The organism is Mesorhizobium sp. M0618, from assembly GCF_040320765.1.
In the GTDB taxonomy this organism is placed as follows: Bacteria; Pseudomonadota; Alphaproteobacteria; order Rhizobiales; family Rhizobiaceae; genus Mesorhizobium.
Genome location: NZ_JAMYQH010000019.1, coordinates 110,275 through 135,214 on the forward strand (window position 1 = coordinate 110,275; position 24,940 = coordinate 135,214).

Below are 24,940 nucleotides of genomic sequence, written 5' to 3' on the forward strand. Positions count from 1 at the left end.
ATTGCGCCGGCAGCCGTGGCCGTGAGGCAACAGATTACATGCTGAAATATAGCGATAACGATAGGCAAAAATCCGAATATTGCTTTTGATTTCAAATGCCTGATACATAGGGGTGTGACGTTAACGCGGCTTCCCTTAGGGAAGGTTTTCACACGGTTTTGTGAACTCAAAATCGTCCGGACCGAGCGCTTTTCTCGAAGCAGGTTGACCCGAACACCCGAAAATTCGCCGTTCGCGACCTCGCCGGGCGTGCCGTTGTCGTCCTTGCCGGAGGCAGGAGGTGACCGGAGAATCGGCCGAGCGGCGCTTCCTTGTCGGATCGGCTGAGGGACTGCGTTTGACAATTCATCCGCTTGGGATTGAACCTTGCCTGGCATCGTCGACACTCATGCATGTCGGTTCTCCAACAAGGAAGCTCCCAATGCTTGCACGCGCGGCCGCAATCCTGTCCCTCTTCGCCTGGCTGCCCCTCGTACCTTTGGCGCATGCCGGCGAGCAGAGCATCCCGGCCAGCGCCGAAGGCCAGATCGAGTTCAACACGCCGTCCGGCAACATCGGCTGCATCTACACGCCCAAAGGCGGCACCGGCACCTATGAACCAAGGGATGGTGGCCCGGAGCTGAGCTGCTCGCGCGTCGAGCCAAGCTACGTCACGATTATCCTGGGTCCGAAGGGGCCAGCCACGCTGATCAAGAACCCAGGCGAGCAGGGCTGCTGCAGCGATGTCGACAAGCTTGGCTACGGCAACAGCTGGAGCGCCGGGCCGTTCTCGTGCCAGTCGTCAAGCAAGGGACTGACCTGCACGGCCACGAACGGCCATGGATTTTTCATCAGCAAGGCCAAGGCGACGGTGAAGTAACGCTTGCTGTTGTCGTGGAGAGGAGAGGGCGTCGGCCTCAGCCGGCCTTTTCCAGTTCGCCACGCGCCTTGGCGGCCGCCACCTGGCGAATGGCATCGGCCAGCGTATCGGCATCCTGTGCGCCCATGACCGCGTATTTTTCCTCGAGCAGGAAGCACGGTACGCCAGAAATGCCCATGCGCGACGCGGTGGCGATCTCGGTGCGCACCGCCTCGACATCGGCCTCGGTCGGCAAAAGCGTGGCGACCACGGATGCATCCATGCCGGCCTCGCGTGCCGCCTCGACCAGGACGGCATGATCGCCAATGTTGGCGCCTTCCTCGAAATTCAGTTGGAACAGCCGGCGTACAAGCCTGTTCTGAATGGCTTCGCCGGCGGCACCTGCCCAGCGGATCAGCCGGTGCGCATCCAGCGTGTTCGGCGCCACCTTGATGGCGTCGAAGGCGAACGAGATGCCTTCGACTTCGCCCAGCGGCTCGATGCGGGCGTGAATCTCGCGGATGCGCTCGTCGCTGCCGAATTTTGCCAGCATGTATTCGCGGCGGTCCTTGCCTTCAGGCGGAATGGTCGGATCGAGCTGGAACGGCCGCCAGCGGACATGCACGTCGACATCGCTGACGGCGGCGATTGCCCTGTCGAGCCGCTTCTGGCCGATGAAGCACCAGGGGCAGACGACATCGGATACCACATCGACGGTGATGGCGTTCAATTCGCTCATCTCGACCTCCTGATCCCTCAGTTGGGCTTGCGCCACCATGTTGGCAGTTGATACCCGAATATGGGCGTCTTTTGCGGATGTTCCAGGTAGTTCCAGTAGGCGATCCATTGCTGCGTGTTGTACTGCATCGGCACCATGTAGTTGCCGGAGATCAGCAGCCGGTCGAGAACGCGAACTGCGGCAACATAATCCTCCTTGGAGCGGGCGCGCAGCATCGCCTCGATCGCCGCGTCCACAGCCGGATCGGCGACGCCGGCGAGATTGAACGAGCCTTCCGTCCTGGCCGCGGCCGAACTCCAGCGCCCGCTCTGCTCGATGCCGGGCGACAACGAATTGTTGAAGCCGCTCGATCCGATCAGGACCTCGAAGTCGAAGCGCTGCTTGCGCGACTGGATCTGATCGCCGTCGAGGCTGCGAATGATGAGATCGATGCCGATCTTCTCCAGCGTGCGCTGGTAGATGCCGGCAAGGCGCTCCTCGTCCTGCGACGCGGTCAGGATTTCGAAGCTGAAGGGTTTGCCTTCGGGATCGAGCATCGTTCCATTCTGCACGTGGTAGCCGACACTTTTCAAAAGATCGAAGGCTGCCTTCAGCACGCGGCGGTCCTGGCCCGATCCGTCGGTCACCGGCGGCCGCCATGTACCGTCCATGACATCGGCCGGCACGCGGCCGGGGTAGGGCGCCAGAAGCGCTTTCTCCTTGTCGTCCGCTGGATGGCCGAGCGCGGAAAGCTCGGAGTTTTGCCAATAGCTCATTGTCCGCGCGTACTTGCCGCCGAACAGGTTCTTGTTGGCCCATTCGAAGTCATAAAGCATACCGAGCGCGCGCCGCACGACCGGGTTGGCGAATTTCGGCAACCGCGTGTTGAACAGGAAACCAGTCACCACGGGCGGAATGCCGGTGTCGAAGGTCTGCGCGACCACATCGCCCTTGTGGAAGGCCGGAAAATCGAGATCGCGCTCGCGCTTCACCGGATCGCTATCGTCGTCGATGGCGCAAAGGCCTTTCTTGAACGCTTCGAGCTTGGCGTTGGCGTTGAGGAAATACTCGATAGTGATCTGGTCGTAATTGTCGAAACCGCGCTTGGCCGGGACGTCCTTGCCCCAGTAATCCGGGTTGCGCTTGAACACGATGCGCTGGCCGGGCTGCACCTGCGCGATCGTATAGGGGCCACTGCCGATCACCGGCTTGAGCGTCGTCCTGTCGAAAGTCTCCTTGTCGAAGGCATGCTTCGGGATGATCGGGGTCAGCGCGATGATCAGCGGGAATTCGCGATCGGCCTTGTCGTTGAAGGTGAAGCGCACGCTGTGGTCGCCGGTCTTTTCGAGCTTGGCGACCCTGGCCATTCGGTCGCTGTAGGGCGGGCGGCCTTTCTCAGTGTAGACGCCATAGCTGAACAACACGTCCTCCGGCGTCACCGGCTGACCGTCCGACCATTTGGCCTTCGGGTTGAGATGGAATTCGATGCTCTTGCGCTCCGGGTCCATGTCGGCGCTGTCGGCCAACAAACCGTAGAGCGTGAAAGCCTCGTCGGCATTGCGCTGCATCAACGGCTCGAAGACCAGATTGCCGAAGATCGTGTCCATCATGCCGCGCGCCGTCGTGCGCAGGCTCTTGAGGATGAAAGGGTTGAGGTTGTCGAAGCTGCCGACGACGCAATATGTGATCGAGCCACCCTTCGGCGCATCGGGATTGACGTAATCGAAATGCGTATAGCCGGGCGGCAGCGCCGGCTCGCCCTGCATGGCGATAGCGTGCTTCGGCTCCGATGCGGCCGGCTGATGCGAAAGGGCGAGAAACGATATCCCGGTGATCAGCCAAACAACAACGCGGCCCATGACCGTCTCCTTATTGGGTCGGCTTGATGATTCGGTGTGCACCCTAGCATGGGGCGGCTGCGCGCCGGCCAACCGCGCGTTCAACAATTGCTGACGCCGGGCTGGATTCGGCCTCGCTTGCAGTGTAACACGCCCTCCGAAGTCATTCTGTTGCCTCATTTCGGCAACAGGTAGCTGGACCACACGGCACGAAGAAGCCGGTCCCGGGATCATTTGAGAGGAAGTGCACGACATGACGAGCCTGAACAGCAACGCGTACCGCCTGTCGGTCATGGCCGCTGGCGTGGTCGGCTTTCTCGGCGCAGGACTTCCCGCCGCTTCCGCACAGCAGCAACAGCAGATTCCGCAAGGCTGGTTCAAGGCCTGCACCAAGCAGGAAGACGTCGACATCTGCAACGTCCAGAACATCACCACCGCCGGCAACGGCCAGCTGGTCACCGGCGTCAGCCTGATCGAGCTGAAGGGCAAGGTGAACCGCAAGGTGTTCCAGGTGACGGTGCCGACCGGCCGTCTGGTGCCTCCCGGCATCGGCCTGCAGATCGACACCGGCAAGGCGCAGAAGCTCGATTATGTGATCTGCTTCCCGGATCGTTGCGTGGCCGAAGTGCCGCTGACCGACCAGCTCGTCGCGGCATTCAAGAAAGGCCAGGCGATCACGCTGACTTCCGTCAATTTCCAGAACCAGCCCAATCCGATCAAGATCGCCCTTCAGGGCTTCAGCGGCGCCTATGACGGCCCGGCGCTGCAGCAGTCGGACATCGAGGACCGGCAGAAGAAGCTTCAGGACTTCGTCGCCAAGAACAACCAGGATTTCGCCAAGAAGCTCAAGGAAGAGCAGGACAAGGCGAAGACCGCCAACTGATCGGCCGATATCGCCGAGCCAACAAAGAAGCGGGGTCATGCCCCGCTTTTTTTGTGCCCGTCTCTCCGCGGGTTAGTGCCTTGACTGCCGTTTCGGCTGGTAGCCGCCGTCCGGCCTCTTGTCGAACATCTCCTTGATCTGCGGATGCCGGACTGGCTCACCCGACTGATCCTCAAGCAGATTCTGTTCGGAGACGTAGGCGATGTATTCGGTCTCCGAATTCTCGGCGAGCAGATGATAGAAAGGCTGATCCTTGCGCGGCCGAACGTCGGCGGGGATGGCTTCGTACCATTCGTCGGTGTTGGCGAATTGCGGATCGACATCGAAAATGATGCCCCTGAATGGAAACAGCCGGTGGCGAACCACCTGTCCGATTGCGAATTTGGCTGTTTTCATCGTACTCACCACTGAATTCCTTGGGCTTATTTGGCGCAGACCGCGCATCAATTCAATCCCGAGGCGCTTGACGCCCCATTAAGCAACGGGCTAGCCCGGCGCCAGGGTTTCGGACCAGCATAAAAATGTCTGACGTCATCGGTCTTGTTCTTCCGTTCTTCGGCTTGATTTTTGTCGGGTTCTTCGTGGCGCGCATCACCAGGCAGCCGCTGGAGGTGCTCGGCTGGATGAACACGTTCATCGTCTATGTCGCGCTGCCTGCACTTTTCTTCCAACTGCTTGCCAAGACGCCGTTCGAAGACCTGACGGAATGGCGCTTCATCTTCGGCTCGGTCGTCTCGACCTTCATGGTATTTTCCTTGATGTTCATGGGGTCGGTGCTGACCTCGCGCGGCGAGATAGCGCAATCGACCATCAAGGCGCTCGCGGCCGCCTATGGCAATATCGGCTATATGGGACCGGGGCTGGCATTGCTGGCCTTCGGCGAGGAGGCTGCCGTGCCGGTCGCCTTGATCTTCTGTTTCGAGAACATCATGCATTTCGCCATCGCGCCCATGATGATGGCGCTGTCGGGCGACGAGAAGACCACTCCTCTCCGGCTTGCGCTGGGTGTCGTGCGCAAGATCGTGCTGCACCCGTTCATCATCGCAACCGCCCTGGGTGTCGGCGCCGCCTATATCGGCTTTCGATCGCCCGTGCCGGTGGAGCGATTTCTGGAATATCTTTCCCGGGCGGCCGCACCTTGCGCGCTGTTTGCCATGGGCGTCACCCTGGCGCTCAGGCCGCTCAATCGCGTCCCGCATGAGATGGTTCCGATTGCGGCGCTGAAACTGATCCTGCACCCGTTGCTCTGCTATGTCGTGCTGAGCTGGATCGGCAATTTTTCTGAGACATGGGTCTTCTCGGCGGTGCTTCTGGCGGCATTGCCGACCGCCACCAACGTCTTCGTCATCGCCCAGCAGTATGGCGTCTGGGTACAGCGCGCGTCGGCCAGTGTGCGGATCACAACCTGCCTGTCGGTCGTGACCGTCACCGGGCTGCTCTACCTGATCCGGCACAATATCCTAGCGCCGGACCTGTTTCCCTAACCCGCCAGCAAGCGCGGCAAAACCGCTGCCGGGACGAAGTCCCTCGCGCATGAAAAAAGCCCGAAGCGGCGCGAAGCCTCCGAGCACACCGAGCCCGGCAACGCGGGCCATCTGCGCCGGCAGCATGTCGGAAAGCAGCGACATGTTGAGCAGGTTGACCACGCTGCTGCGCGCCAGAATATCGGGGCGGCGCTTGAAATCGTAGGCTGCAAGCGCCTTGGCTGCACCTGGATCGGCTCTATTTTCACGAGCGATTCCAATTAGATCGTCGACGTCCCTGATGCCGAGATTGAGGCCTTGCGCACCAATCGGGGGAAACACATGGGCGGCTTCGCCGACCAGCGCCACCCGATCTCGGGCGAAACGCAGTGGCGTCACCGCCGAAAGCGGATAGATCTGCCTGCCCGGCTCGACCGTTACCCGGCCCAGCATCGACTGCATCTGCTGTTCGACCCGCTGAGAAAGCGTCGCATCGTCCAGTGCGGCGAGGTCGGTCGCGGTCTGGGGCTTGACCACCCAGACCAGGCTGGAGCGATTGCCGGGCAGCGGGACCTGCGTGAATGGACCGGTCTCGGTGTGGAATTCGGTCGAGGTGAAGGCATGGTCGCCGCCATGGCCGAAATTGAGGACGAGAGCTGCCTGCGGGTAGGACCGGGCCGAGGTCGAGATGCCGGCCGCCTGGCGCGCCGGTGACAACCGCCCATCGGCGGCGACCGCCAGCGCTGCGTCGACCGTGCTGCCGTCGGACAGGACGGCACGGGCGCGCTCGGCATCGAGATGCCAGTTCGCCACCATCGGCATCAGCCGGTCGATGCCGGCATGCGCGGCAACGGCGCTGGCGAGTGCCGGGTTGAGCACGCTGTTGGGAAGGTTCAGCCCGAACTGGTCCTCGTCGATCTCGCTGGCACGGAAGGTGACGACCGGGCTGCGGATCAGCCGGCTGGTGGCGTCGACGATGCGCATCACTTTCAGGGCCGCCGCCTTGGATTTGACGGCTTCGAGCACGCCAAGCCGGTCGAGCACTTTCAAGGCAGGGTTCATCAGGGCCGTCGTGCGGCCATCGGGGGCGGTGGCCTCCGGCCCGACCAGTGTCACCGGGAAACCCTCGGCGGCAAAACCGAGCGCCGCGATCAGTCCTGCCGGCCCCGTGCCGGCAACCAGTATCCGCGCAGTTTGCTGATGCTCCAAGATCGGCTTCCGGCTTGCAATGCGAGGCGGTCCACCCGACCTGCCGTTCGATGAGCATATAGGTCAGATCATGCCGCTTGATCAACGCGGCGATTCGGCCCATTCGGATGTCATGACCGGCCAGCAGGACGACTTCAGGCATCTCGACCGCGCCGGCCGCGCCATGGCCGGCATCGCGCGCAGTCCTCGCGTCACGGTAAACGTCGTTGTCGGCGCTTGCATCCTGCTTGCCTGGCTGACCCTTGCCGCGATGGCAATCCGCGGCGCCGAAGGCGGGATTGCAGGCGTCAGCGCCCCCGGCGACACGATCCTGCGCAGCCTGCCGCAACTGCCGCTGCCCGATTTCCTGGAACGGTTCTTTGTGCTGTGCCTCTCACCGGTGCCTTTGGACACAAGTCTCGGCTTGCAGGCCGGCGCGCTCGTTTTCATGTGGTTCCTGATGGCGATCGCGACGATGCTGCCTTCGGCGGCGCCGATGATCCGCACCTATTGCGAAATCACTGACACGGCTCGCATCAAGGGCGAACCGGTCGTTCACCCGCTGGTGCTGGTCGCCGGCTACCTCAGCGTCTGGCTCGCCGCTTCAATGATGTTCGCGGCGCTGACCCTGGCCGCCCATGCATTCGCCTCGTCAGCCGGGATGCTGGATCCGGTCGTCGGCCTTGCCGGTGCGCTCGCTCTCCTGATCGCCGGCCTCTACCAGTTCAGCGGCCTGAAGGAAGCTTGCCTGAAGAAATGCAAGAACCCGTTCTCGATCCTTTTCGCGAACTGGAGCGCCAAGCCGGCCAGCGTCTTTCGGCTCGGTGTCGCGCAAGGTCTGTGGTGTCTCGGCTGCTGCTGGGCCTTGATGCTGGTGATGTTCGCCGTTGGCGTCATGAACATTTTCTGGATGGCGTTGATCGGGCTGTTCACCCTGATCGAAAAACAAACAGCCAGCAGGGTTCCAACCCGGCTGGCCGGTGCGATACTGCTTGTCTGGGCAGCCGCGCTGCTAGTAGTCTCGCTGTGAGTGGGGGAAATCGATGGCAGACCAGAGCTGGGCGATGAAGGGAGAGCTCGTACTCTCCTGCAATTGCACGGTTTTTTGCCCCTGCGTGCTATCGCTTGGCAATCATCCGCCGACCGAAGGCTATTGCCAGACCTGGGCAGGGTTTCGCATCGATGCCGGCCATTTCGGTGAGGTTGATCTGTCCGGCCTCAATCTCGGCCTGATCATGGAAATCCCCGGCTACATGAGCCGCGGCAACTGGACCGCGGGCCTGTTCATCGACAGCCGAGCCTCGGTCTACGCAGTCAAGGCGCTGACCAAGATCTTCACGGGCAAGGCAGGCGGAACCACATCGCTGCTCTCCATCCTGGTAGGCAAATTCCTCGGCGTCGAGCAGGTGCCGATCACCTATGAGACGCGTGACAAGACGCGTATCTTCCAGATACCCAGGATTATCGACGGAGCCGTGACACCCATCCAAGGCAAGGACCGCGACAAGGACACGGTGATCAGCAATTCGGAATACTGGATCGCGCCCGAGATCATCGTGGCAAGGTCCGACAAGAGCAAGATGCGGGCTTTCGGCCGCAACTGGAATTTCGCCGGCCGTTCGGCCGAAATCTGCAAGCTGGATTGGCGGGGCCCGTGAGCAAGAACACAATGGCCAGGAATACGGCGGCCCGAAAAGCCGCCAAAAAGATCACGGACCGGATCCCCAGGCCGAAGAAGAAGGTCACCTGGCCACAGGCGAGAGCGTTCTCCGTCCACCTCTTGACCGCCTCGGGGTCGTTCCTGGCCTTCCTGTCGCTGGTAGCAGCAAGCGAAGAGCGCTGGACGGCGATGTTCTGGTGGCTAGGGCTGGCATTGTTCGTCGACGGCATCGATGGACCGATCGCGCGGAAGCTCGAGGTCAAGGAAATCCTGCCGACCTGGTCGGGCGAACTGCTCGACAACATCATCGACTACGTGACCTACGTGCTGATCCCGGCCTTCGCGCTCTATCAACGCGGCTTCATGGGCGAGGGCCTGTCATTCCTGTCGGCGGCGATCATCGTCGTTTCCAGCGCCATCTACTATGCCGACACCGGCATGAAGACGAAGGAGAATTTCTTCAAGGGTTTCCCCGTGGTCTGGAACATGGTGGTGTTCACCCTGTTCGTCATCGAGCCCGGACAATGGGTTTCGTTCGCGGTGGTGGTGGTGGCCGGCGTCCTGACTTTCGTGCCGATCAACTTCATCCACCCGGTGCGGGTGGTGCGGCTGCGGCGCATCAACCTTGGGATGACTCTCTTGTGGTGCGCTTTCGGCGCGCTTGCCCTGGCCCAGGCGGCACTCGCTGCCTTCTACGATCAGATCGGCGTGCTGGGCGAGCAGGTCAGCACCTTCACCAAGATCGGCATCACCATCACCGGGCTTTACCTTGCCTGCATCGGTGGCATCATGCAGTTCTTTCCCAAACTCGGTGCCAAGAAGGCCTGATCAGCCACTCCCACAGGGAGCCTAGCCCCACAGGAAGCCCAGCAATGTCCAAAGCGATCCGCATTCACGCCAATGGCGGCCCGGAAGTTCTGACCTATGAGGACGCCGACCCCGGCCAGCCGGGAGCCGGGCAGATCCTGGTCCGGCACACCGCGATCGGCCTCAATTTCATCGATGTCTATCATCGCTCTGGCCTCTATCCGCCACCCGGCGGCTTCCCGCTCGTGCCAGGCAGCGAAGCCGCCGGCTTGGTGCTGGAGGTCGGCCATGGCGTCGACTCGCTCAAACCGGGCGATCGCATCGCCTATGCCGTGACGACGGGGGCTTACGCGCAACAGCGCGTCATCGATGCCAGCCGCGTCGTCAAGGTTCCGGATGGCATCAGCGACGAACAGGCCGCGGCGATGATGCTGAAGGGCATGACCGCGGAATATCTGCTGCGCCGGACGTTCAAGGTGAAGGCCGGCGACACGATCCTGTTCCATGCCGCGGCAGGCGGCGTCGGACTGATCCTCGGCCAATGGGCAAAACATCTCGGCGCCACCGTCATCGGCACCGCCAGCTCGTCCGACAAGATCGAGCTCGCCAGGGCGCATGGTTTCGATCATGTCATCAACTACAAGGAACAGGATTTCGTCGCCGGCGTCGCCGCCATCACGGGCGGCAAAAAATGCGATGTCGTCTATGATTCGGTCGGCAACGACACATTTCCGGCTTCGCTCGACTGCCTGCGGCCGCTTGGCATGTTCGTCAGCTTTGGCCAGTCCTCGGGACCCATACCGCCATTCAGCATGTCATTGCTGGCCCAGAAAGGCTCGCTGTTCGCAACAAGGCCGACACTGTTCGTCTACAACGCAAAACGCGAGGACCTCGACGCTTCTGCCGCCGCCCTGTTCGAGGTCGTGCTCAGCGGCGCGGTCGAGATCAAGATCAACCAGCGCTACGTGCTCAAGGACGCCGGCAAGGCGCATTCCGACCTCGAGGGCCGCAGGACCACAGGGACGACCATTCTCATCCCTTAGTTCGTTCTGCCTTGCTATCCCTTGAATTTCCGCTGAAATTCTTGAAGCTCTTTCAAGACGTGTGCCGCTTTCCGATGAGAGCCGGCCGCGCCTACCATGCCTGCGGGAACACAGAACATGTCTGGCTAACCAGATGGGAGGCACTGTGAGTGCAAATCAGAACGGCACGAACCTGCTTGAGGTGCGTGGCCTCACCAAGATATTCGGCACGCTGACGGCGTGCGATCACATCGATCTCGACATCGCCAGGGGTGAGATCCACGCCTTGCTCGGCGAAAACGGCGCCGGCAAGTCGACGCTGGTCAAGATGCTGTTCGGCTCGCTGGAGCCCAATTCCGGAGAGATCTTCTGGAACGGCCAGGCGGTCAGGATTTCCAGCCCCGGCGCCGCGAAAAAACTCGGCATCGGCATGGTGTTCCAGCATTTTTCGCTGTTCGAGGCGCTGACCGCGGCCGAAAACATCGCGCTGTCGCTGGACGACGGCTCGCCGATCAGCAGCATCGCTGCCAAGGCGAGGGCGCTTTCCTTCAGCTATGGCCTGCCGCTCGATCCTGACTCGCTGGTCGGCGACCTGTCGGTAGGCGAGCGCCAGCGCATCGAGATCATCCGCTGCCTGCTGCAGACGCCACAGCTCATCATCCTGGACGAACCGACCTCGGTGCTGACGCCGCAGGAAGCCGACAAGCTGTTCGAGACGCTGGAGCGCCTGCGCTCGGAAGGCAAATCCATCCTCTACATTTCGCACCGGCTCGAAGAGGTCAAACGCATCTGCGACCGCGCCACCGTGCTGCGCCACGGCAAAGTGGTCGGCCACTGCAATCCGCGTGAGGAAACTGCTTCTTCGCTGGCTCGCATGATGGTCGGCAACGAGGTGCAGGCGGTGGTGCGCGCGCCGGTCGAGGGCATCGACAAGGCGCAGCCGCTGCTCGAAATCCGCAATCTCAATCGCAAACCGGCAACGCCGTTCTCGATACCGCTCAAGGGCATCAACCTGAATGTCCGCGCCGGTGAGGTGATCGGCATCGCCGGCGTCGCCGGCAACGGCCAGGGCGAGTTCTTCGAATCCGTTTCAGGCGAAGTGCTGCAGCAGAATGCCGCCTCGGTGCGCATTCGTGGCAAGGATGCGGGAGGCCTTAGCATCACCGGACGCCGACTGCTGGGCGCCGCCTTCGTGCCGGAGGAGCGCCTCGGCCACGGTGCGGCACCGCGCATGAAGCTTTCTGAAAACCTGCTGCTGTCGCGCCATGCCACCGACGGCAAGGCGTTCGTCGGTTCCGGCGGAATGGTCAAGAGCGCCGCCATCCAGGCCGCCTCCCAGCGCATCATCGAGGCGATGGATGTGCGCAAGAGTGCGCCGGATCCGGAGGCTGCGGCCCTTTCGGGTGGCAATCTGCAGAAATTCATCGTCGGCCGTGAACTCGACCGCCGGCCAAGCGTCATGGTGGTGAACCAGCCGACCTGGGGCGTCGACGCGGGCGCTGCCGCCCACATCCGCCAGGCCTTGATCGAGCTGTCGCGCAGCGGATCGGCGGTGCTGGTGATCAGCCAGGATCTCGACGAGCTGTTCGAGATATCGGATGCGATCGCGGTCATGCACAATGGCGAGCTGTCGAAGCCGATGCCGATCGCCGAGGCAACCTTCGAAAAGGTAGGTTTGCTGATGGGCGGCGCCGAACCAGGCCACGCCGAACACTCGCTGGAGACGGCATGATGCGCCTCGAACTCGTCAAACGCCCGCAGCGTTCCATGCTGTTTTCGGCCCTGTCGCCGTTCATCGCCTTCGCGCTGACCATCATTGCCGGCGCCGTCATGTTCGCGCTGCTCGGCGTCAATCCGCTGACCGCGTTCAATATCTATTTCATCGAGCCGATCAGCCAGGTCTGGCAGTTGCATGAGCTGGCGATCAAGGCAGCGCCGCTCATCCTGATCGCTGTCGGCCTGTCGGTCTGCTACAAGGCCAACATTTGGAACATCGGCGCCGAAGGCCAGTTCATCCTCGGCGGCATTGCCGGTTCGATGATTCCGGTGCTGTTTCCGCAGTTCGAAGGTCCGCTGGTGCTGCCGCTGATGCTTTTGCTCGGCATGGTCGGCGGCGCGGCCTATGCCGCGATCCCGGCTCTGCTCAAGACGCGCTTCGGCACCAACGAGATCCTGACCAGCCTGATGCTGGTCTATGTCGCGCAGCTCTTCCTTGATTGGCTGGTGCGCGGACCCTGGCGCGATCCGCAGGGTCATGGTTTCCCGCAGACCATCCAGTTCAACGATTCGGCCGTGTTGCCGGAGCTGATGCCGGATGCCGGGCGGGCAAACTGGGGTTTTGTCTTCGCGCTGATCGCCGCGGTGCTGGTCTGGATCCTGATGAGCCGCATGCTGAAGGGTTTTGAGGTGCGCGTGCTGGGCTCAAGCCCGCGGGCAGGGCGCTTCGCCGGCTTCGGCCTCAACCGCATGGTGTTTTTCGCCTTCCTGCTGTCGGGTGCCCTGGCGGGTCTTGCCGGCATCTCCGAGGTCTCGGGCGCCATCGGGCAGTTGCAGCCTGTCATTTCGCCCGGCTATGGCTTCACCGCCATCATCGTGGCTTTCCTTGGCCGCCTCAACCCGCTCGGCATCGTTGCCGCCGGTCTGGTGCTGGCGCTGACCTATCTCGGCGGCGAAGCGGTGCAGAGCGCGCTCGGCATCTCCGACAAGGTGGCGCGGGTGTTCCAGGGCATGCTGCTGTTCTTCGTGCTCGGCTGCGACACGCTCATCCACTACCGCATTCGCCTGGTCGGCCTGGCGCTGACCAGACCGGAAGGTGCCGCGAAACGCGAAGCCGCACCGAAGCTGAAGGAAGCCCGTTGATGGACATCACCGTAAACATCCTTCTGACCATCGCCACCGCGGCGACGCCGCTGTTGATCGCGGCAATCGGCGAACTGGTGGTCGAGCGCTCCGGCGTGCTCAATCTCGGCGTCGAAGGCATGATGATCATGGGCGCCGTCGGCGGCTTCGGCGCAACCTATCTCACCGGATCACCCTGGATCGGCCTTCTGGCGGCCATCGCCATGGGCGCGGTGTTCTCGCTGCTGTTTGCCGTCATGACGCTGTCGCTGGCCACCAACCAGGTGGCGACCGGCCTGTCGCTGACGCTGCTCGGCCTCGGCCTGTCCGGCATGATGGGCACCAGCTTCGTCGGCCAGCCCGGCGAAAGGCTGCCCAACCTCTACATTCCCGGCCTGACGGAAATCCCTGTGGTCGGCAGGCTGCTGTTCGGGCAGGATCCGATCTTCTACATCTCGATTGCGCTCACCGCGGCCGTCATGTGGTTCCTGTTCAAGACAAGGACCGGACTGACGCTGCGTTCGATCGGCGACAGCCACACCTCGGCGCATGCGCTTGGCATCAAGGTGATCCGCTATCGCTACCTCGCGGTCATCTTCGGCGGCGCCTGTGCCGGTCTCGCCGGCGGCCATCTCTCACTGGTCTACACGCCGCAATGGGTGGAGAACATGAGTGCCGGCCGCGGTTGGATCGCGCTGGCGCTGGTGGTGTTCGCCTCCTGGCGGCCATGGCGGGTGCTGGCCGGCGCCTACATCTTCGGCGCGGTGTGGATCGGCCAGCTTCATGCACAGGCTTTTGGCATTCCAGTGCCCTCGCAGTTCCTTTCTTCGCTGCCCTATCTGGCAACCGTCGTGGTTCTCGTTCTAATCTCGCGCAACAAGCGTCTGACGATGATGAACACGCCGGCTTCCTTGGGGCAGCCATTCGTTCCGGATCGTTGACAATAAAAACAAACGGGAAGCTCCAAGGCTTAACTCAGAGAGGTAACACGATGAAAAAACTGCTTATTGCCCTGATGACCACGACCGCCGCCATGTCGCTGGCAGCGACGGCCGAGGCCGCGGACAAGCTGAAGGCCTGCTGGGTCTACACCGGCCCGATCGGCGACTTCGGCTACTCCTACCAGCACGACCAGGGCCGTCTCGAGGTGGAGAAGGCGCTCGGTGACAAGGTCGAGACCGCCTATCTCGAAAACGTCTCGGAAGGCCCCGATGCCGACCGTGCTTTCGAGCGCCTGGCACGCGAAGGCTGCAAGATCATCTTCGGCACCTCCTTCGGCTTCATGGACCCGGAAGTGAAGGTCGCCAAGAAATTCCCGAAAGTGATGTTCGAGCACGCCACCGGTTACAAGACCGCTGACAATCTCGGCATCTACAATGCGCGCTTCTACGAAGGCCGCTACATTCTTGGCCAGATCGCCGCCAAGGAATCGAAGGCAGGGGTCGCCGGCTATATCGTTTCCTTCCCGATCCCCGAAGTGGTGATGGGCATCAACTCCTTCATGCTCGGCGCGCAGTCGATCAACCCGAATTTCAAGGCCAAGATCGTCTGGGTGAACTCCTGGTTCGATCCGGGCAAGGAAGCCGACGCTGCCAAGGCGCTGTTCGACCAGGGCGCCGACATCATCGTCCAGCACACCGATTCCACCGCTGCCCTGCAGGTGGCCGAGGAGCGCAAGCTGAAAGGCTTCGGCCAGTCCTCCGACATGATCAAGTTCGCGCCGAACGCGCAGTTGACCTCGCTCACCGACGAATGGGGTCCCTATTACATCAGCCGCGTCCAGGCCGCGCTCGACGGCACCTGGAAGCCGGACAATGTCTGGCTCGGCATCAAGGACGGCGCCGTCAAGATGTCGGCCTACACCAACATGCCCGACGACGTGAAGGCGATGGCCGAAGCCACCGAAAAGAAGATCGCCGGCGGCTGGAATCCCTTCACCGGACCGGTTGCCAAGCAGGACGGCACGCCGTGGCTGAAGGATGGTGAAGTCGCCGACGACGGCACGCTGCTCGGCATGAATTTTTATGTGAAAGGCGTCGACGACAAGCTGCCGAAATAAGCAGCGCGAGACATGAGACGGAGGGGCGCCGCGAGGCGCCCTTCTTCATTCGGCGGGCTGTGCGCCGGCAGAGGGGCGACGAAACCGCGTTCGTCCGGCATCGACCGCGCGGCCGAGCCAAAACCTGAGCAACCGCTGTACCGGTTGTTCGCAGGTGCGACAGATCGCCCACGAAATGAAAAGCATGAGCACGACGCAACCAAGAGCGGCAATCCATTTGCCGACAAGGGGCGTTGCCGCATTGATGGCGAGATAGCCGATGTCCTGGTGCAGCAAATAGAGCGGATAGGTCAGCCCGCCCAGCGCCAGAGTGAGCCCCGATGCCCTGACACGGTCGCGCAGCAGCACCGCGCCGATCAAGGCCGCGTGCATGACGACGTTGGCGACGACGAGATTGGCCGAGGCAACGGCAATGCCGTAGTGGCCAAGCATCCAGTGCTGCGTCACCGATAGCGTTCCGCAGGAGATCAGGAACGCGGCGGCAAGCAGCAGCAGGGCCGGTACAGAACGGCCATGCGAATGGATTTGGTGGACCAGCACGCCGGCGGCGAAGAACGGGCCGAACTCGGTGAGGAACAGCAGCCTGGCTCCGCCGCTGCCGATGAAGAACTCGTTCAAGGCCGAGATCGCCAGCCAGATGAAGATCAGCTCCAGCTTGCGTTTCTGGAAGAGCCCGGTGAACAGGGCCAGCGTGATCCATCCGTAGAACACCAGTTCAAGCACGATCGACCAGTAGACGCCGTCCATGAAGGGCTGGCCGAAGGCCGGCGCGAACATCGACAGATTGGCGGCATACTGAACGAAAGAGGCCGAAAGCAGCGGCGACCCGACAAGGAAGACAATCGCGAAGGTGATCGTCATGCAGAACAGAAAACCCGGATAGAGGCGAACGAACCGCGCGATCGCAAACTGATCCCAGCTCCGGTTTTCCGCCGACCAGGCAATAACGAAACCGCTGATCAGGAAGAACAGGTTGACGCCGAGATAGCCGTAGAGGGCGAATGGTGCGGCAAGCGGATAGCCTTGCGCAAGGTAGCCTTCGGCGGCAGCGCCGCGAAAGAAATAGTGGAAGAACACGACGGCAAGTGCTGCCGCCAGCCTGAGCAGGTCCAGCGTCGCGATGTAATTTTGTTCCGCAGGTCTGGTGTTCATCCGCATTTCCCGCATCTACGGTCCGCAAACCATAGAGCGGATCGCGGCTGCGCGGGTTAAGACGGCTGAATTATCGCCAGATGTAGTAAATACGGACCGTCAGACCGCCGAACCATAGAGGTCATAGGCATCGGCACGGTCGATCTTGACGGTGACGATGTCGCCTTGGCGCAGCGGGCGGCGCGACTGGATGTGCACCGAGCCGTCGATCTCGGGCGCGTCGTATTTGGTGCGGCCCTTTGCCGACGTGCCGTGCGCCTCGTCGATCAGCACCGGCAGGCGCTTGCCGACCTTCCTGGCCAGCTGTGTCGCCGAAATCTTCTGCTGGCGCTGCATGAAGCGGTGCCAGCGCGCCTCCTTGATCTCTTGGGGAACCTGTTCGAGACCGAGATCGTTGGAGCGGGCGCCCCGGACCGGCTCGTATTTGAAGCAGCCGGCGCGATCGATCTTGGCCTCGTCGAGCCAGTCGAGCAGCATCTCGAAATCGTCGTCCGTCTCGCCGGGGAAGCCGACGATGAAGGTCGAGCGGATGGCCAGATCCGGGCAGACCTCACGCCAGCCGCGAATGCGCTCGAGCGTCTTTTCGCCGTGTGCCGGCCGGCGCATGTTCTTCAACACCTGCGGCGAAGCGTGCTGGAAGGGGATATCCAGGTAAGGGAGGATCTTGCCCTCTGCCATCAGCGGGATGACGTCGGCGACATGCGGGTAGGGGTAGACATAGTGCATGCGCACCCAGATGCTGAGCTTGCCCAGTTCCTCGGACAGATCGAGGAATTTTGCGCGCACCTCACGGTCGCCGAACATCGACGTCTGGTACTTGATGTCGATGCCGTAGGCGCTGGTGTCCTGCGAGATGACCAGAAGTTCCTTGACCCCGGCCTTGGCCAGTTTCTCGGCCTCGCGCAGCACATCGGCCGCCGGCCGCGAGACGAGGTCGCCACGCAGTGCCGGAATGATGCAGAAGGTACAGCGGTTGTTGCAGCCTTCGGAAATTTTCAGATAGGCGTAGTGGCGCGGCGTCAGCTTGACACCCTGCGGCGGCAAAAGATCGACATAAGGGTCGTGCGAAGGCGGCGCAGCCTCATGCACGGCAGCCATCACGCTCTCATAGGCCTGCGGCCCGGTGATCGCCAGCACATTGGGGTGCTTTTCGCGAATGACGTCCGGCTCGGCACCCAGGCAACCGGTGACGATCACCCGGCCGTTTTCCGAAAGCGCGGAGCCGATGGCGTTGAGCGACTCGTCGCGAGCGGAATCGAGAAAGCCGCAAGTGTTGACGACGACAAGGTCGGCGCCGTCATGCTTGCGGGCGATTTCGTAACCTTCGGCGCGCAGGCGCGTGATGATGCGCTCCGAATCCACAAGGGCCTTCGGGCATCCAAGACTGACAAAACTCACGCGTGGAGCGGACATAGAGCGTTTCCGGGCTTTTCAGGATTGCCGGCGCAGTACCACACTTATTGCGGCATTGGTATGGGCAGACCCGCGATGCGGCAAAACGCACGGCGGTCTTGCTTCCACTGAGTGAAGATGCCGATGTCCGCCAGCCTCAGCCGACCGCACCGTTTACATGCGGCCAGACCTCCACCGCGCCACGATAGACCATGTCCACAGCCACATAGAAAATGATCAGCAGGCCGACATAGGCAATCCAGCGGTGGCGATGCAGCAGCTTGGCAATGAAAGTCGCGGCCAGCCCCATCAGGGCGATCGACAACACAAGGCCGATGACCAGCACCGGAAAATGATCGCGCGCCGCTCCAGCCACCGCCAGCACGTTGTCGAGCGACATCGACACGTCGGCGACGACAATCTGCAAGGCAGCCTGGCCAAGGGTCTTGCGCTTCGTCTTGCCGGCGACCGCCTGGTCGCTGTTGAGGTCCGAATTCGACAGTGCCTCGGTCGCTTCCAACTCGTCGGCATGCGACGTGCGCAGCTCGCGATACATCTTCCAGCAGACCCACAGCAGCAGGATGCCGCCGGCCAGCAGCAGGCCGACGATCGCCAGCAGCTTGACGGTAATTGCGGCAAACCCGATGCGCAGCACCGTTGCCGCCACCACGCCGAGAAGAATCGCCTTCTTGCGTTGTTCGGCGGGCAAGCCGGCCGCGGCGAGGCCGATGACGATCGCATTGTCGCCGGCCAGCACGAGGTCGATGGCGATGACCTGCAGCAGGGCGGTCAGACTGGCAGCGCTGAAAAAAATGTCCATCGACAGGAAGCCCTTGCTGATTTTGCCGAGTGTTCGTCGATTATCCAGAGGCCCTAACTTGGTGGTCCCCTGGCGTCAAGGGATCACGCGTGGCTGCATCACCGAAGCAGCATTGCGTCAAGCCGGATCACGGCTTTGCGGCACTCGCGACAGCCAGGCAAACCATGGCAGATCACAAATCAATCGTAGAGATTGTACCTTGCCCAGTCGGCTTCTGGAATTTCGTCCCCGATCCGGTAGCGGAGCTGCAAAACTTCCATATGGTCCGGCGCGGTCTGGCACTTGAATTTCAGCCGGTACCACTGCCCCTTGCTGCGAAACGCAGCACCCGGGCTCTTGATTGCATCGGCACCCATCTCGGGCGTGGCGAAGGCGTAGGCGACGACGCGATCGGCTTTGAACTTGCGATCGTCATGGGTGATGCGGTCGAGCACTTCGGCATCGCAACGCTGTTCAAGACGGGTTTGGGGATCGAGTTTCATCAGACCGGCGCGCAATGCATTGTCCATTGCGCTGGCTGGAAAACTCAGTGTCACTGACGCCAAGGCGGTCATGCAGAGCTTCTTCATGGGCGGGACAAGCAACATATTTTGTCGGAGAAATCAACCGAGAGGACCGCCGCGAGCGCCGCCGGAATCTTCAATCATATGGCCGGTGCGTTCAAAATTGCGTGTCGGGATTCGTCGTGCGACGCCTGCGGCCAACGGACCAAAGAGGCACGGCCGGCATCGGTGAGATCGTAAAGGCCGCGGTCGACGCGCGCGAACCAGCCATAAACATTGTGCTGCAGGATTTTCGGCGCCATCGGCGTCACCGCCTTCAGATCTCGCGGCCGCCTGGGTCCGTCCACCATGGCCGCAGCGCAGGCGAGGGCGCTTTGGCGATAGGCCGTCATGATCGGATTGCGCGATCCTCCTCCCACAACGGGATCGCCGCGACGGCGCTGGTGCTCGTCGACCAGGCGAGAGCGCCGGCGGGCATTCTTGCGCGGCGCCAGCGCGATCGGGCTGAGAAGCACCTCGACCCGGTCCGTCGCGGTCACGCCAAGCAGGCCGAAGCCAAGCCGGCGGCAGAGATTGCGGAATCTGGCGTCGCTTTCGCGGCCCTTGCCGCGGGCCGACATGCGCGCGGCCAGCCACACCTCGTCGCAGGCCGCCGCGCGATCGACACCTTGCAGCACCAGTTCAAGATTGAACTGCAGCTTCAACTCGCAGATGACGACAACCGGCGGCTCCCCCTCGCGCAATGCAACAACATCGCAGCCGTCGATCTCGCCTTTGACGACGAAGTCGAGGCTTTCGAGGAACCGCTTCACCGGCGCATAGAGAGACGTCTCGTTCATGCCGCAGGGTTTAGCCGATTCGACGCGAAAAGCCTTCCCGTGGTTCGGCGTTCTACGGCCCGAAAGCGGATCGGGGTGGATACCGCACCGTCGGGCCAGCTGTCAGGCTTCGGTGTTCGGCACCTGCCCGGTTCGGCAGCTTCCTACGGCGCAGGGGCGGATAGCCGATCTGACCGAAATAGGTGGAAGGGATCGGATCGTCGACGCCGTACTTGTCCGGCACCTTGTCACCGGTGGGATTGTAGGTGCCGAACAGCATGTCGAGGAAAGGCAACTGCCCGGCGAAGTTCTTGTCATAGGCTTCGCGCTGGTTGGCATGGCGCCAGCGATGGAACTGCGGGCTGGCGATCAGCCACTTCAAGGGGCCGAACGGAATCCGCACGTTTGAATGCACAAGCAGCGTATGTCCAAGGTAGATAGTCGAAAAGACGGCGATCGAGGCTTCCGAGAAGCCGAGGAAAAAGATCGGCGTCAGCGATATCGCCTTTGTGACGATGGCGACGACGGGATGATTGTGGAAGGCCCCAAGCCAGTCGAGTTCCTCGATGCCGTGGTGAACGGCATGGAACTTCCAAAGCGCGGGGATTTTGTGGAAGGCCCGATGTGTCCAGTAGACGCCGACATCGGTGATCACGATGATTTCGGCAACCTGCAGCCAGACGGGCTGGCCGCTGACGGCCTGCGTTATCGCCGGCGAGACCAGGAGCGCAGCGGCACCGAGCGCGCCTGTCGCCATCACGACGATGGCCAGCTTTATGATGAAGCCGTTGAACAGCAGATAGATCAGATCCACAGCGAAGCCGTTGCGGAAGATCTTCTGCGGCCGCTCGGCAAACAGATGTTCGAACGGAATGAAGATCAGCGCGCAGATCAACAGTGCCTTGATGCCGAAGATATCCATCGATCCGCCTCTTGCTGCCGGCGCGCAGCCTGCGTCTGAGAGAAGAACCACATCTCCCTTTCCAAAGGCTGAAGGCTCTGAAAGGGCGCTAACGCGCGGAACGTGCGAGCAATGTCGCCGAACGCGACGGATCGGAGTAATGGGACCGTCGAACGCGGTTCCTTGACAAGGCTTCGAACCGTTCGTGTCCTAGCCGTCAAGACCCCAAAGATCCGGGTTGCGTTTGAAATACTCAACCAGCATCTCGGTGAGCACACGCACTTTCCGCGTAGGATGCTGCCCCGGCGGGCGGACTACATACGCAGCTCCCGGAGGTACCGGATAGCGGGTCATGATCGGGATCAGCGCGCCGGAGGCCACATATTCATGTGTAATGCAATCGGGGAGCCAGGCGATGCCGAGACCTGCCACCGCCGCCGCGGCAAGCGCCGTGGCGCTGTCGGCCTTGAACCTGCCCTGCGGCTGGACCGCAACAATCTTGTCGCCATCCATGAACTGCCAGGCTTCCGTTCCCTGCATGATGGCCTGATGGGTGACGAGTTCGTCCGGAGTCTCGGGTGACGCGTGCGCTTTGATGTAATCCGGGCTCGCGACAAGCTTTCCATGGATCGGCCCGACGCGCTTCGCGATCAGGTTGGAGTCCTGAAGGTAGGCGCCCCGAATCGCGCAATCGAAACCCTCTGCGATGAGATCGACGAAGCGATCGCTGTAAGAAGTATGGATGTGAAGCTTCGGGTGCAGGCGCGCCATTTCCGCGAGCACGGAGGCGAAATGGGTCGCGCCGAAAGTAAGCGGCATAGCAACCCTCAGGCGGCCGCGCAGCTCACCGGTAGGGAGGATCGTTTCCCTGGCCGTATCAATCTCGGCGCTGGCTCGGGCCGCATGGTCTCTGAACGTGATTCCCGCTTCTGTGAGCGCGGCACCGCGGGTCGTTCGTGCAAGAAGCTGGACGCCAAGCTCCGCCTCAACCCGAAAGAGCCTGCGACTGACGATTGATTTGGAGACGCCGAGCCGGCGGGCGGCGGCCGATACGCCCCCGGCATCGGCCACTACGACGAATGTCTGTAGATCCTCGATATCCAATTCGGCGTTCCTCGTTTCGCGACACAGCTTGCCTGATTATGGCACTATCGCATCACCAAAAGGAACAGCAAATTGCGTTCAGGCAACGTCGCCCGCTGGCGCATGTCTCCCGGAAAACCCACGCCGTCCAGGCGGCAGAGAGAGGAAGTTCTTATGACCTTTCGTAACGGCCTTGATTCACTTCTTCGCCCCGAGGATTCGGTCCTCGTTCTGATCGACCACCAGCCCTACCAGCTCTCGAACCTGAACAGCCACGATCCGCATGCAGTGGTCAACAACTCGACGGCCTTGGCAAAGGTCGCAAAGGCCTTCGGCGTTCCCACCATCCTGACCAGCGTCGTTGCCGATCGGGGCGGCCTGATCTTCCCCCACATCACCGACGTATTTCCCGGCCAGGAGGTCATCGACCGGACGTTCATCAACACCTGGGAAGACAGGAAGGTCGTGAACGCGGTCAAGGCGACCGGCCGCAGGCAGCTCATCATCGCCGGCCTGTGGACCGAGATCTGCGTCGCCATGCCGGTTATCCAGGCGTTGGGCGAAGGCTGGGACGTCACGGTCATCGCCGACGCCTCGGGCGGCACGTCGGTCGAAGCGCACGAGGTCGCCATCCAACGCATGATCGCGGCCGGCGCAAACATGATGACCTGGCTGGCGCTGGCATCGGAGTGGCAACGCGACTGGGCGCGTACCGAGCACGTCGGCGAGCTGACGGAAGTGCTCAAGCAGCACGCCGCTGGCAGCGGCATCGCGTACCTCTGGGAGCAGCAACTTCTCAACACGCCTGTGCCGAGCACCGCCGGCTGAACTGGGCGGGGTGACGAAAGCGTTGAGCGATCCAGCGCCAACATGCTGAGCCGGGTCACCCCCGCCCACAAGACGAGCCGCCTCAATGCAGGGCGGCCGGCCGTCATCAACGATCACTTCCTCCATCCATTGGCCGCGACTACAGTCGGCGCAGCCTGGCTATCTATCGCCTCATTGAAAGGACCATGGAGATGTTCGGCGGAGCGCTTCCGAGAGGAAATGGACGTCATCTATCCGAACTTCAAAGTCAGCCTGACGCAACAGGGCGCTCGTGATCGATGACCTCGCAGTTCGGATATATCGACTTGGAACAGAGGACCTTGCAACCAATCGACAACCCGCTGGGCACGAGGTTGTCATCATGTCTTAGGTACAAACCGCTACCCATGTCTCCGGGCTGGACAATTCGACGTCTGGCGGAGGAAGTGGGATTCGATTCTTGCCTCCGATCCAAGCAAATCAAGAAATCTAAGAATCGATTGTTACACAGCATGTTACGCGCCAGTCAGACGGTGCGGACACGAGCGCGGCCCTTCCCGAAAATGCTAGTGGTGAATCTGTCTAGCGAGGCAACGGAGCAGTGCACGGTGCCGTTTGCGAAGGCCCTGAGGGAATGATCGTGGAGAAAGGCCGCCTTCAGGATCAGCTAGACGCGCTCAAGGCTCCGCTTCTCGGCAAGCGATATGGATGAGCAACGAACGAGTGCCGGTTCCAGCACCTAAGCTGATTTGCGGCTATTGGCCTTTGGCCGATCTTGGCCGATCCCTTCCTTGGCGAGGCTCTTTCGAAGAACTGAGGCCAAGTCGACCACGTTCTCCTTGGGTTTCGGTACCGGTTTCGGGGGTTTTTTGCCCTTGCGCTTGGCGTCAATCATGGCAATCAACGCGTCCTCGTAGGTGTCCTCGAATTTCGAAGGATCGAACTTTGTCACCTTCTTGTCGATGAGAAGCCCCGCGATTTCGAGCAAATCCGAATCATATTTTGCGCTCTTCACATCGTCGAAGACGGTGTCTTCCGATGTCATCTCATTGTGGGTCCGTAGCTCGGTCAGCAACATCCCTTTTCCAAGGGGCTGTATCAACACTTCGCGCCCGCGCTGATAGAGTACGACGCAGGAGCGTGCCGCAACGCGTTTCTTGGCCATCGCATCGCGCAGGACGGCAAAGGCCTCCAGGGAGGCGCCGTCTGCCGGGATCAAGTAGTATGGTTTCTCGAGATAACGTGTGTCGATCTCGGCAACCGGAACGAAGGAATCGACGTCAAGTGTATGCTGTGACGTCAGCTTCAGTTTCTTTAACTCGTCCGGCTCGACGTGGATGAAATCATCCTTGTCCGCCTCATACCCTTTGATCTGATCCTCGGCTTTGACAACGTCGCCAGTCTCTTCATCGACATAGGCGCTTTTAACGGGTAAACCGTCCTTGCGGTTCAAAATCTTGAAGTCGATCTTGGTTGCCTCGCTTGTGGCACCCACTATCTTTACCCCGCATGACACGGAACCGACCCTCAGAAAGCCCTTCCAGACCGCGCGTGGCGCCACCATGCCGTTTCTCCTAGACGTCGATCCGGCACAACGTCAGGCACACGGTTCTGTTCCTCAACGTTGGCAGTACCCACGCCAATGTTAGTTATTCTTCACGATAGTCCAGCAGCTTTGCATGGCGCAGTTTTTCTTCGCCCTTCAGAAAAACTTGACCCGGCCGACCAAGCCTGGCTTGATCCTCTCGGCCTTGTCTTTCTTTAAGCCCTTCGGCACGGGACGCCGATCTTGCCCTGCACGCGCTCCGACAGGCTGTTGAATATGCCCAGCAGCAGGTTGGTAGGCCGGCTCGATGTAGGTCCAGTTTTGGGCTTATGCGAATGTCCGCAAAGCGCCCTCATTCCTGTCGTTTGGGTTGTGTGTTTGCCGGCCTGGAAGCGGACATCGATTTTGTCAGAAATGGCGGACGCGCCGAACCGCGAAGCAGGTCTTTCTTTTGGTTGGCTCAAGCTACGTGGAAGGGGCGCCTTGTCGGCCTTGTGCCTGTCTCGAGATCCAATTCACTGGATTACAGTGGCCTCCATGCCGATGAAATGAAACGCCAACCCCAAAGTTCCATAAGGCGTTACTAATTTAAATTGTTGTTGTG

General features: G+C 61.5%; 24 protein-coding genes. 12 read left to right on the forward strand and 12 right to left on the reverse strand.

The window, feature by feature from the left end; genetic code table 11:
* Nucleotides 1–421: 421 nt before the first annotated feature.
* Nucleotides 422–859, forward strand: coding sequence for a hypothetical protein (locus NKJ04_RS20650; protein WP_352612226.1), 438 nt, complete (start codon nt 422–424; stop codon nt 857–859).
* A 37-nt stretch (nt 860–896) separates the two neighbouring features.
* Here NKJ04_RS20650 and NKJ04_RS20655 read toward each other — a convergent pair whose 3' ends face one another.
* Entirely contained in the window at nt 897–1,577 is a 681-nt protein-coding gene (locus NKJ04_RS20655) for a DsbA family oxidoreductase (RefSeq protein WP_352677250.1), read from the reverse strand.
* Nucleotides 1,578–1,594: 17 nt separating this feature from the next.
* Nucleotides 1,595–3,415: an extracellular solute-binding protein gene (locus NKJ04_RS20660; RefSeq protein ID WP_352677251.1), complete on the reverse strand. Its 1,821-nt coding sequence runs from the start codon at nt 3,413–3,415 to the stop codon at nt 1,595–1,597.
* Between the two features lie 232 nt (nt 3,416–3,647).
* Between NKJ04_RS20660 and NKJ04_RS20665 the strand changes: the two genes are divergently transcribed.
* Nucleotides 3,648–4,277: an invasion associated locus B family protein gene (locus NKJ04_RS20665; RefSeq protein ID WP_013531658.1), complete on the forward strand. Its 630-nt coding sequence runs from the start codon at nt 3,648–3,650 to the stop codon at nt 4,275–4,277.
* 72 nt (nt 4,278–4,349) lie between these two features.
* On the opposite strand, the gene hspQ is transcribed toward NKJ04_RS20665, so the two are convergent.
* A complete protein-coding gene (gene hspQ / locus NKJ04_RS20670; protein WP_023811879.1) occupies nt 4,350–4,673 on the reverse strand; it encodes a heat shock protein HspQ in 324 nt (107 codons plus the stop codon).
* A gap of 125 nt (nt 4,674–4,798) precedes the next feature.
* Here hspQ and NKJ04_RS20675 point away from each other — a divergent pair, with 125 nt between their 5' ends.
* Nucleotides 4,799–5,761 (forward strand): AEC family transporter, encoded by a 963-nt coding sequence (locus tag NKJ04_RS20675; protein WP_352677252.1) that lies wholly within the window; start codon nt 4,799–4,801, stop codon nt 5,759–5,761.
* Here the strand turns inward: NKJ04_RS20675 and NKJ04_RS20680 are convergent.
* Nucleotides 5,738–6,949, reverse strand: coding sequence for a UbiH/UbiF family hydroxylase (locus tag NKJ04_RS20680; RefSeq protein ID WP_128305845.1), 1,212 nt, complete (start codon nt 6,947–6,949; stop codon nt 5,738–5,740). The two genes, NKJ04_RS20675 and NKJ04_RS20680, sit on opposite strands and share 24 nt — an antisense overlap.
* A 70-nt stretch (nt 6,950–7,019) precedes the next feature.
* Between NKJ04_RS20680 and NKJ04_RS20685 the strand changes: the two genes are divergently transcribed.
* The 8 genes from NKJ04_RS20685 to NKJ04_RS20720 all read left to right on the forward strand — a co-directional run bounded on the left by NKJ04_RS20685 (nt 7,020) and on the right by NKJ04_RS20720 (nt 15,314).
* Nucleotides 7,020–7,958, forward strand: a complete 939-nt coding sequence (locus tag NKJ04_RS20685; protein ID WP_352677253.1) for a DUF2182 domain-containing protein — start codon at nt 7,020–7,022, stop codon at nt 7,956–7,958.
* 13 nt (nt 7,959–7,971) lie between these two features.
* Complete coding sequence (locus tag NKJ04_RS20690) at nt 7,972–8,586, forward strand: DUF1326 domain-containing protein (RefSeq protein WP_013531653.1); 615 nt, start codon at nt 7,972–7,974, stop codon at nt 8,584–8,586.
* 11 nt (nt 8,587–8,597) lie between these two features.
* Nucleotides 8,598–9,416, forward strand: a complete 819-nt coding sequence (gene pcsA / locus NKJ04_RS20695; protein ID WP_164761907.1) for a phosphatidylcholine synthase — start codon at nt 8,598–8,600, stop codon at nt 9,414–9,416.
* A 44-nt stretch (nt 9,417–9,460) separates the two neighbouring features.
* On the forward strand, nt 9,461–10,438 hold the full coding sequence (locus tag NKJ04_RS20700; protein ID WP_352677254.1) for a quinone oxidoreductase family protein: 978 nt from the start codon (nt 9,461–9,463) through the stop codon (nt 10,436–10,438).
* A 133-nt stretch (nt 10,439–10,571) separates the two neighbouring features.
* Nucleotides 10,572–12,149 carry an ABC transporter ATP-binding protein gene (locus NKJ04_RS20705; protein ID WP_352677255.1) on the forward strand — a complete coding sequence of 526 codons (1,578 nt, stop codon included), beginning with the start codon at nt 10,572–10,574 and terminating at the stop codon, nt 12,147–12,149.
* A complete protein-coding gene (locus NKJ04_RS20710; protein ID WP_352630733.1) occupies nt 12,146–13,276 on the forward strand; it encodes an ABC transporter permease in 1,131 nt (376 codons plus the stop codon). The genes NKJ04_RS20705 and NKJ04_RS20710 overlap by 4 nt, the downstream gene beginning before the upstream one ends.
* Nucleotides 13,276–14,196, forward strand: a complete 921-nt coding sequence (locus NKJ04_RS20715; RefSeq protein WP_031213469.1) for an ABC transporter permease — start codon at nt 13,276–13,278, stop codon at nt 14,194–14,196. The genes NKJ04_RS20710 and NKJ04_RS20715 overlap by 1 nt, the downstream gene beginning before the upstream one ends.
* A 50-nt stretch (nt 14,197–14,246) precedes the next feature.
* A complete protein-coding gene (locus NKJ04_RS20720) occupies nt 14,247–15,314 on the forward strand; it encodes a BMP family ABC transporter substrate-binding protein (RefSeq protein ID WP_023811889.1) in 1,068 nt (355 codons plus the stop codon).
* A gap of 45 nt (nt 15,315–15,359) precedes the next feature.
* Here NKJ04_RS20720 and NKJ04_RS20725 read toward each other — a convergent pair whose 3' ends face one another.
* From NKJ04_RS20725 to NKJ04_RS20755, 7 genes are all read right to left on the reverse strand, one after another.
* Nucleotides 15,360–16,466, reverse strand: coding sequence for an acyltransferase family protein (locus tag NKJ04_RS20725; RefSeq protein ID WP_352677256.1), 1,107 nt, complete (start codon nt 16,464–16,466; stop codon nt 15,360–15,362).
* Nucleotides 16,467–16,565: 99 nt separating this feature from the next.
* Entirely contained in the window at nt 16,566–17,879 is a 1,314-nt protein-coding gene (gene rimO / locus NKJ04_RS20730) for a 30S ribosomal protein S12 methylthiotransferase RimO (protein WP_352677257.1), read from the reverse strand.
* Nucleotides 17,880–18,015: 136 nt separating this feature from the next.
* Complete coding sequence (locus NKJ04_RS20735; protein ID WP_023811892.1) at nt 18,016–18,678, reverse strand: TerC family protein; 663 nt, start codon at nt 18,676–18,678, stop codon at nt 18,016–18,018.
* A 179-nt stretch (nt 18,679–18,857) separates the two neighbouring features.
* Nucleotides 18,858–19,265, reverse strand: coding sequence for a DUF930 domain-containing protein (locus NKJ04_RS20740; RefSeq protein ID WP_352443142.1), 408 nt, complete (start codon nt 19,263–19,265; stop codon nt 18,858–18,860).
* Nucleotides 19,266–19,321: 56 nt separating this feature from the next.
* Nucleotides 19,322–20,020, reverse strand: a complete 699-nt coding sequence (locus NKJ04_RS20745; protein WP_128305837.1) for a DUF2161 domain-containing phosphodiesterase — start codon at nt 20,018–20,020, stop codon at nt 19,322–19,324.
* A gap of 52 nt (nt 20,021–20,072) precedes the next feature.
* Complete coding sequence (locus tag NKJ04_RS20750) at nt 20,073–20,921, reverse strand: sterol desaturase family protein (RefSeq protein ID WP_352677258.1); 849 nt, start codon at nt 20,919–20,921, stop codon at nt 20,073–20,075.
* Nucleotides 20,922–21,110: 189 nt separating this feature from the next.
* On the reverse strand, nt 21,111–22,004 hold the full coding sequence (locus NKJ04_RS20755) for a LysR family transcriptional regulator (RefSeq protein ID WP_352677259.1): 894 nt from the start codon (nt 22,002–22,004) through the stop codon (nt 21,111–21,113).
* Nucleotides 22,005–22,157: 153 nt separating this feature from the next.
* On the opposite strand from NKJ04_RS20755, the gene NKJ04_RS20760 reads away from it, so the two are divergent.
* Nucleotides 22,158–22,811, forward strand: a complete 654-nt coding sequence (locus NKJ04_RS20760; RefSeq protein WP_352677260.1) for a hydrolase — start codon at nt 22,158–22,160, stop codon at nt 22,809–22,811.
* 718 nt (nt 22,812–23,529) lie between these two features.
* On the opposite strand, the gene ku is transcribed toward NKJ04_RS20760, so the two are convergent.
* On the reverse strand, nt 23,530–24,354 hold the full coding sequence (gene ku / locus NKJ04_RS20765; protein WP_023811897.1) for a non-homologous end joining protein Ku: 825 nt from the start codon (nt 24,352–24,354) through the stop codon (nt 23,530–23,532).
* Between the last annotated feature and the right edge of the window lie 586 nt (nt 24,355–24,940).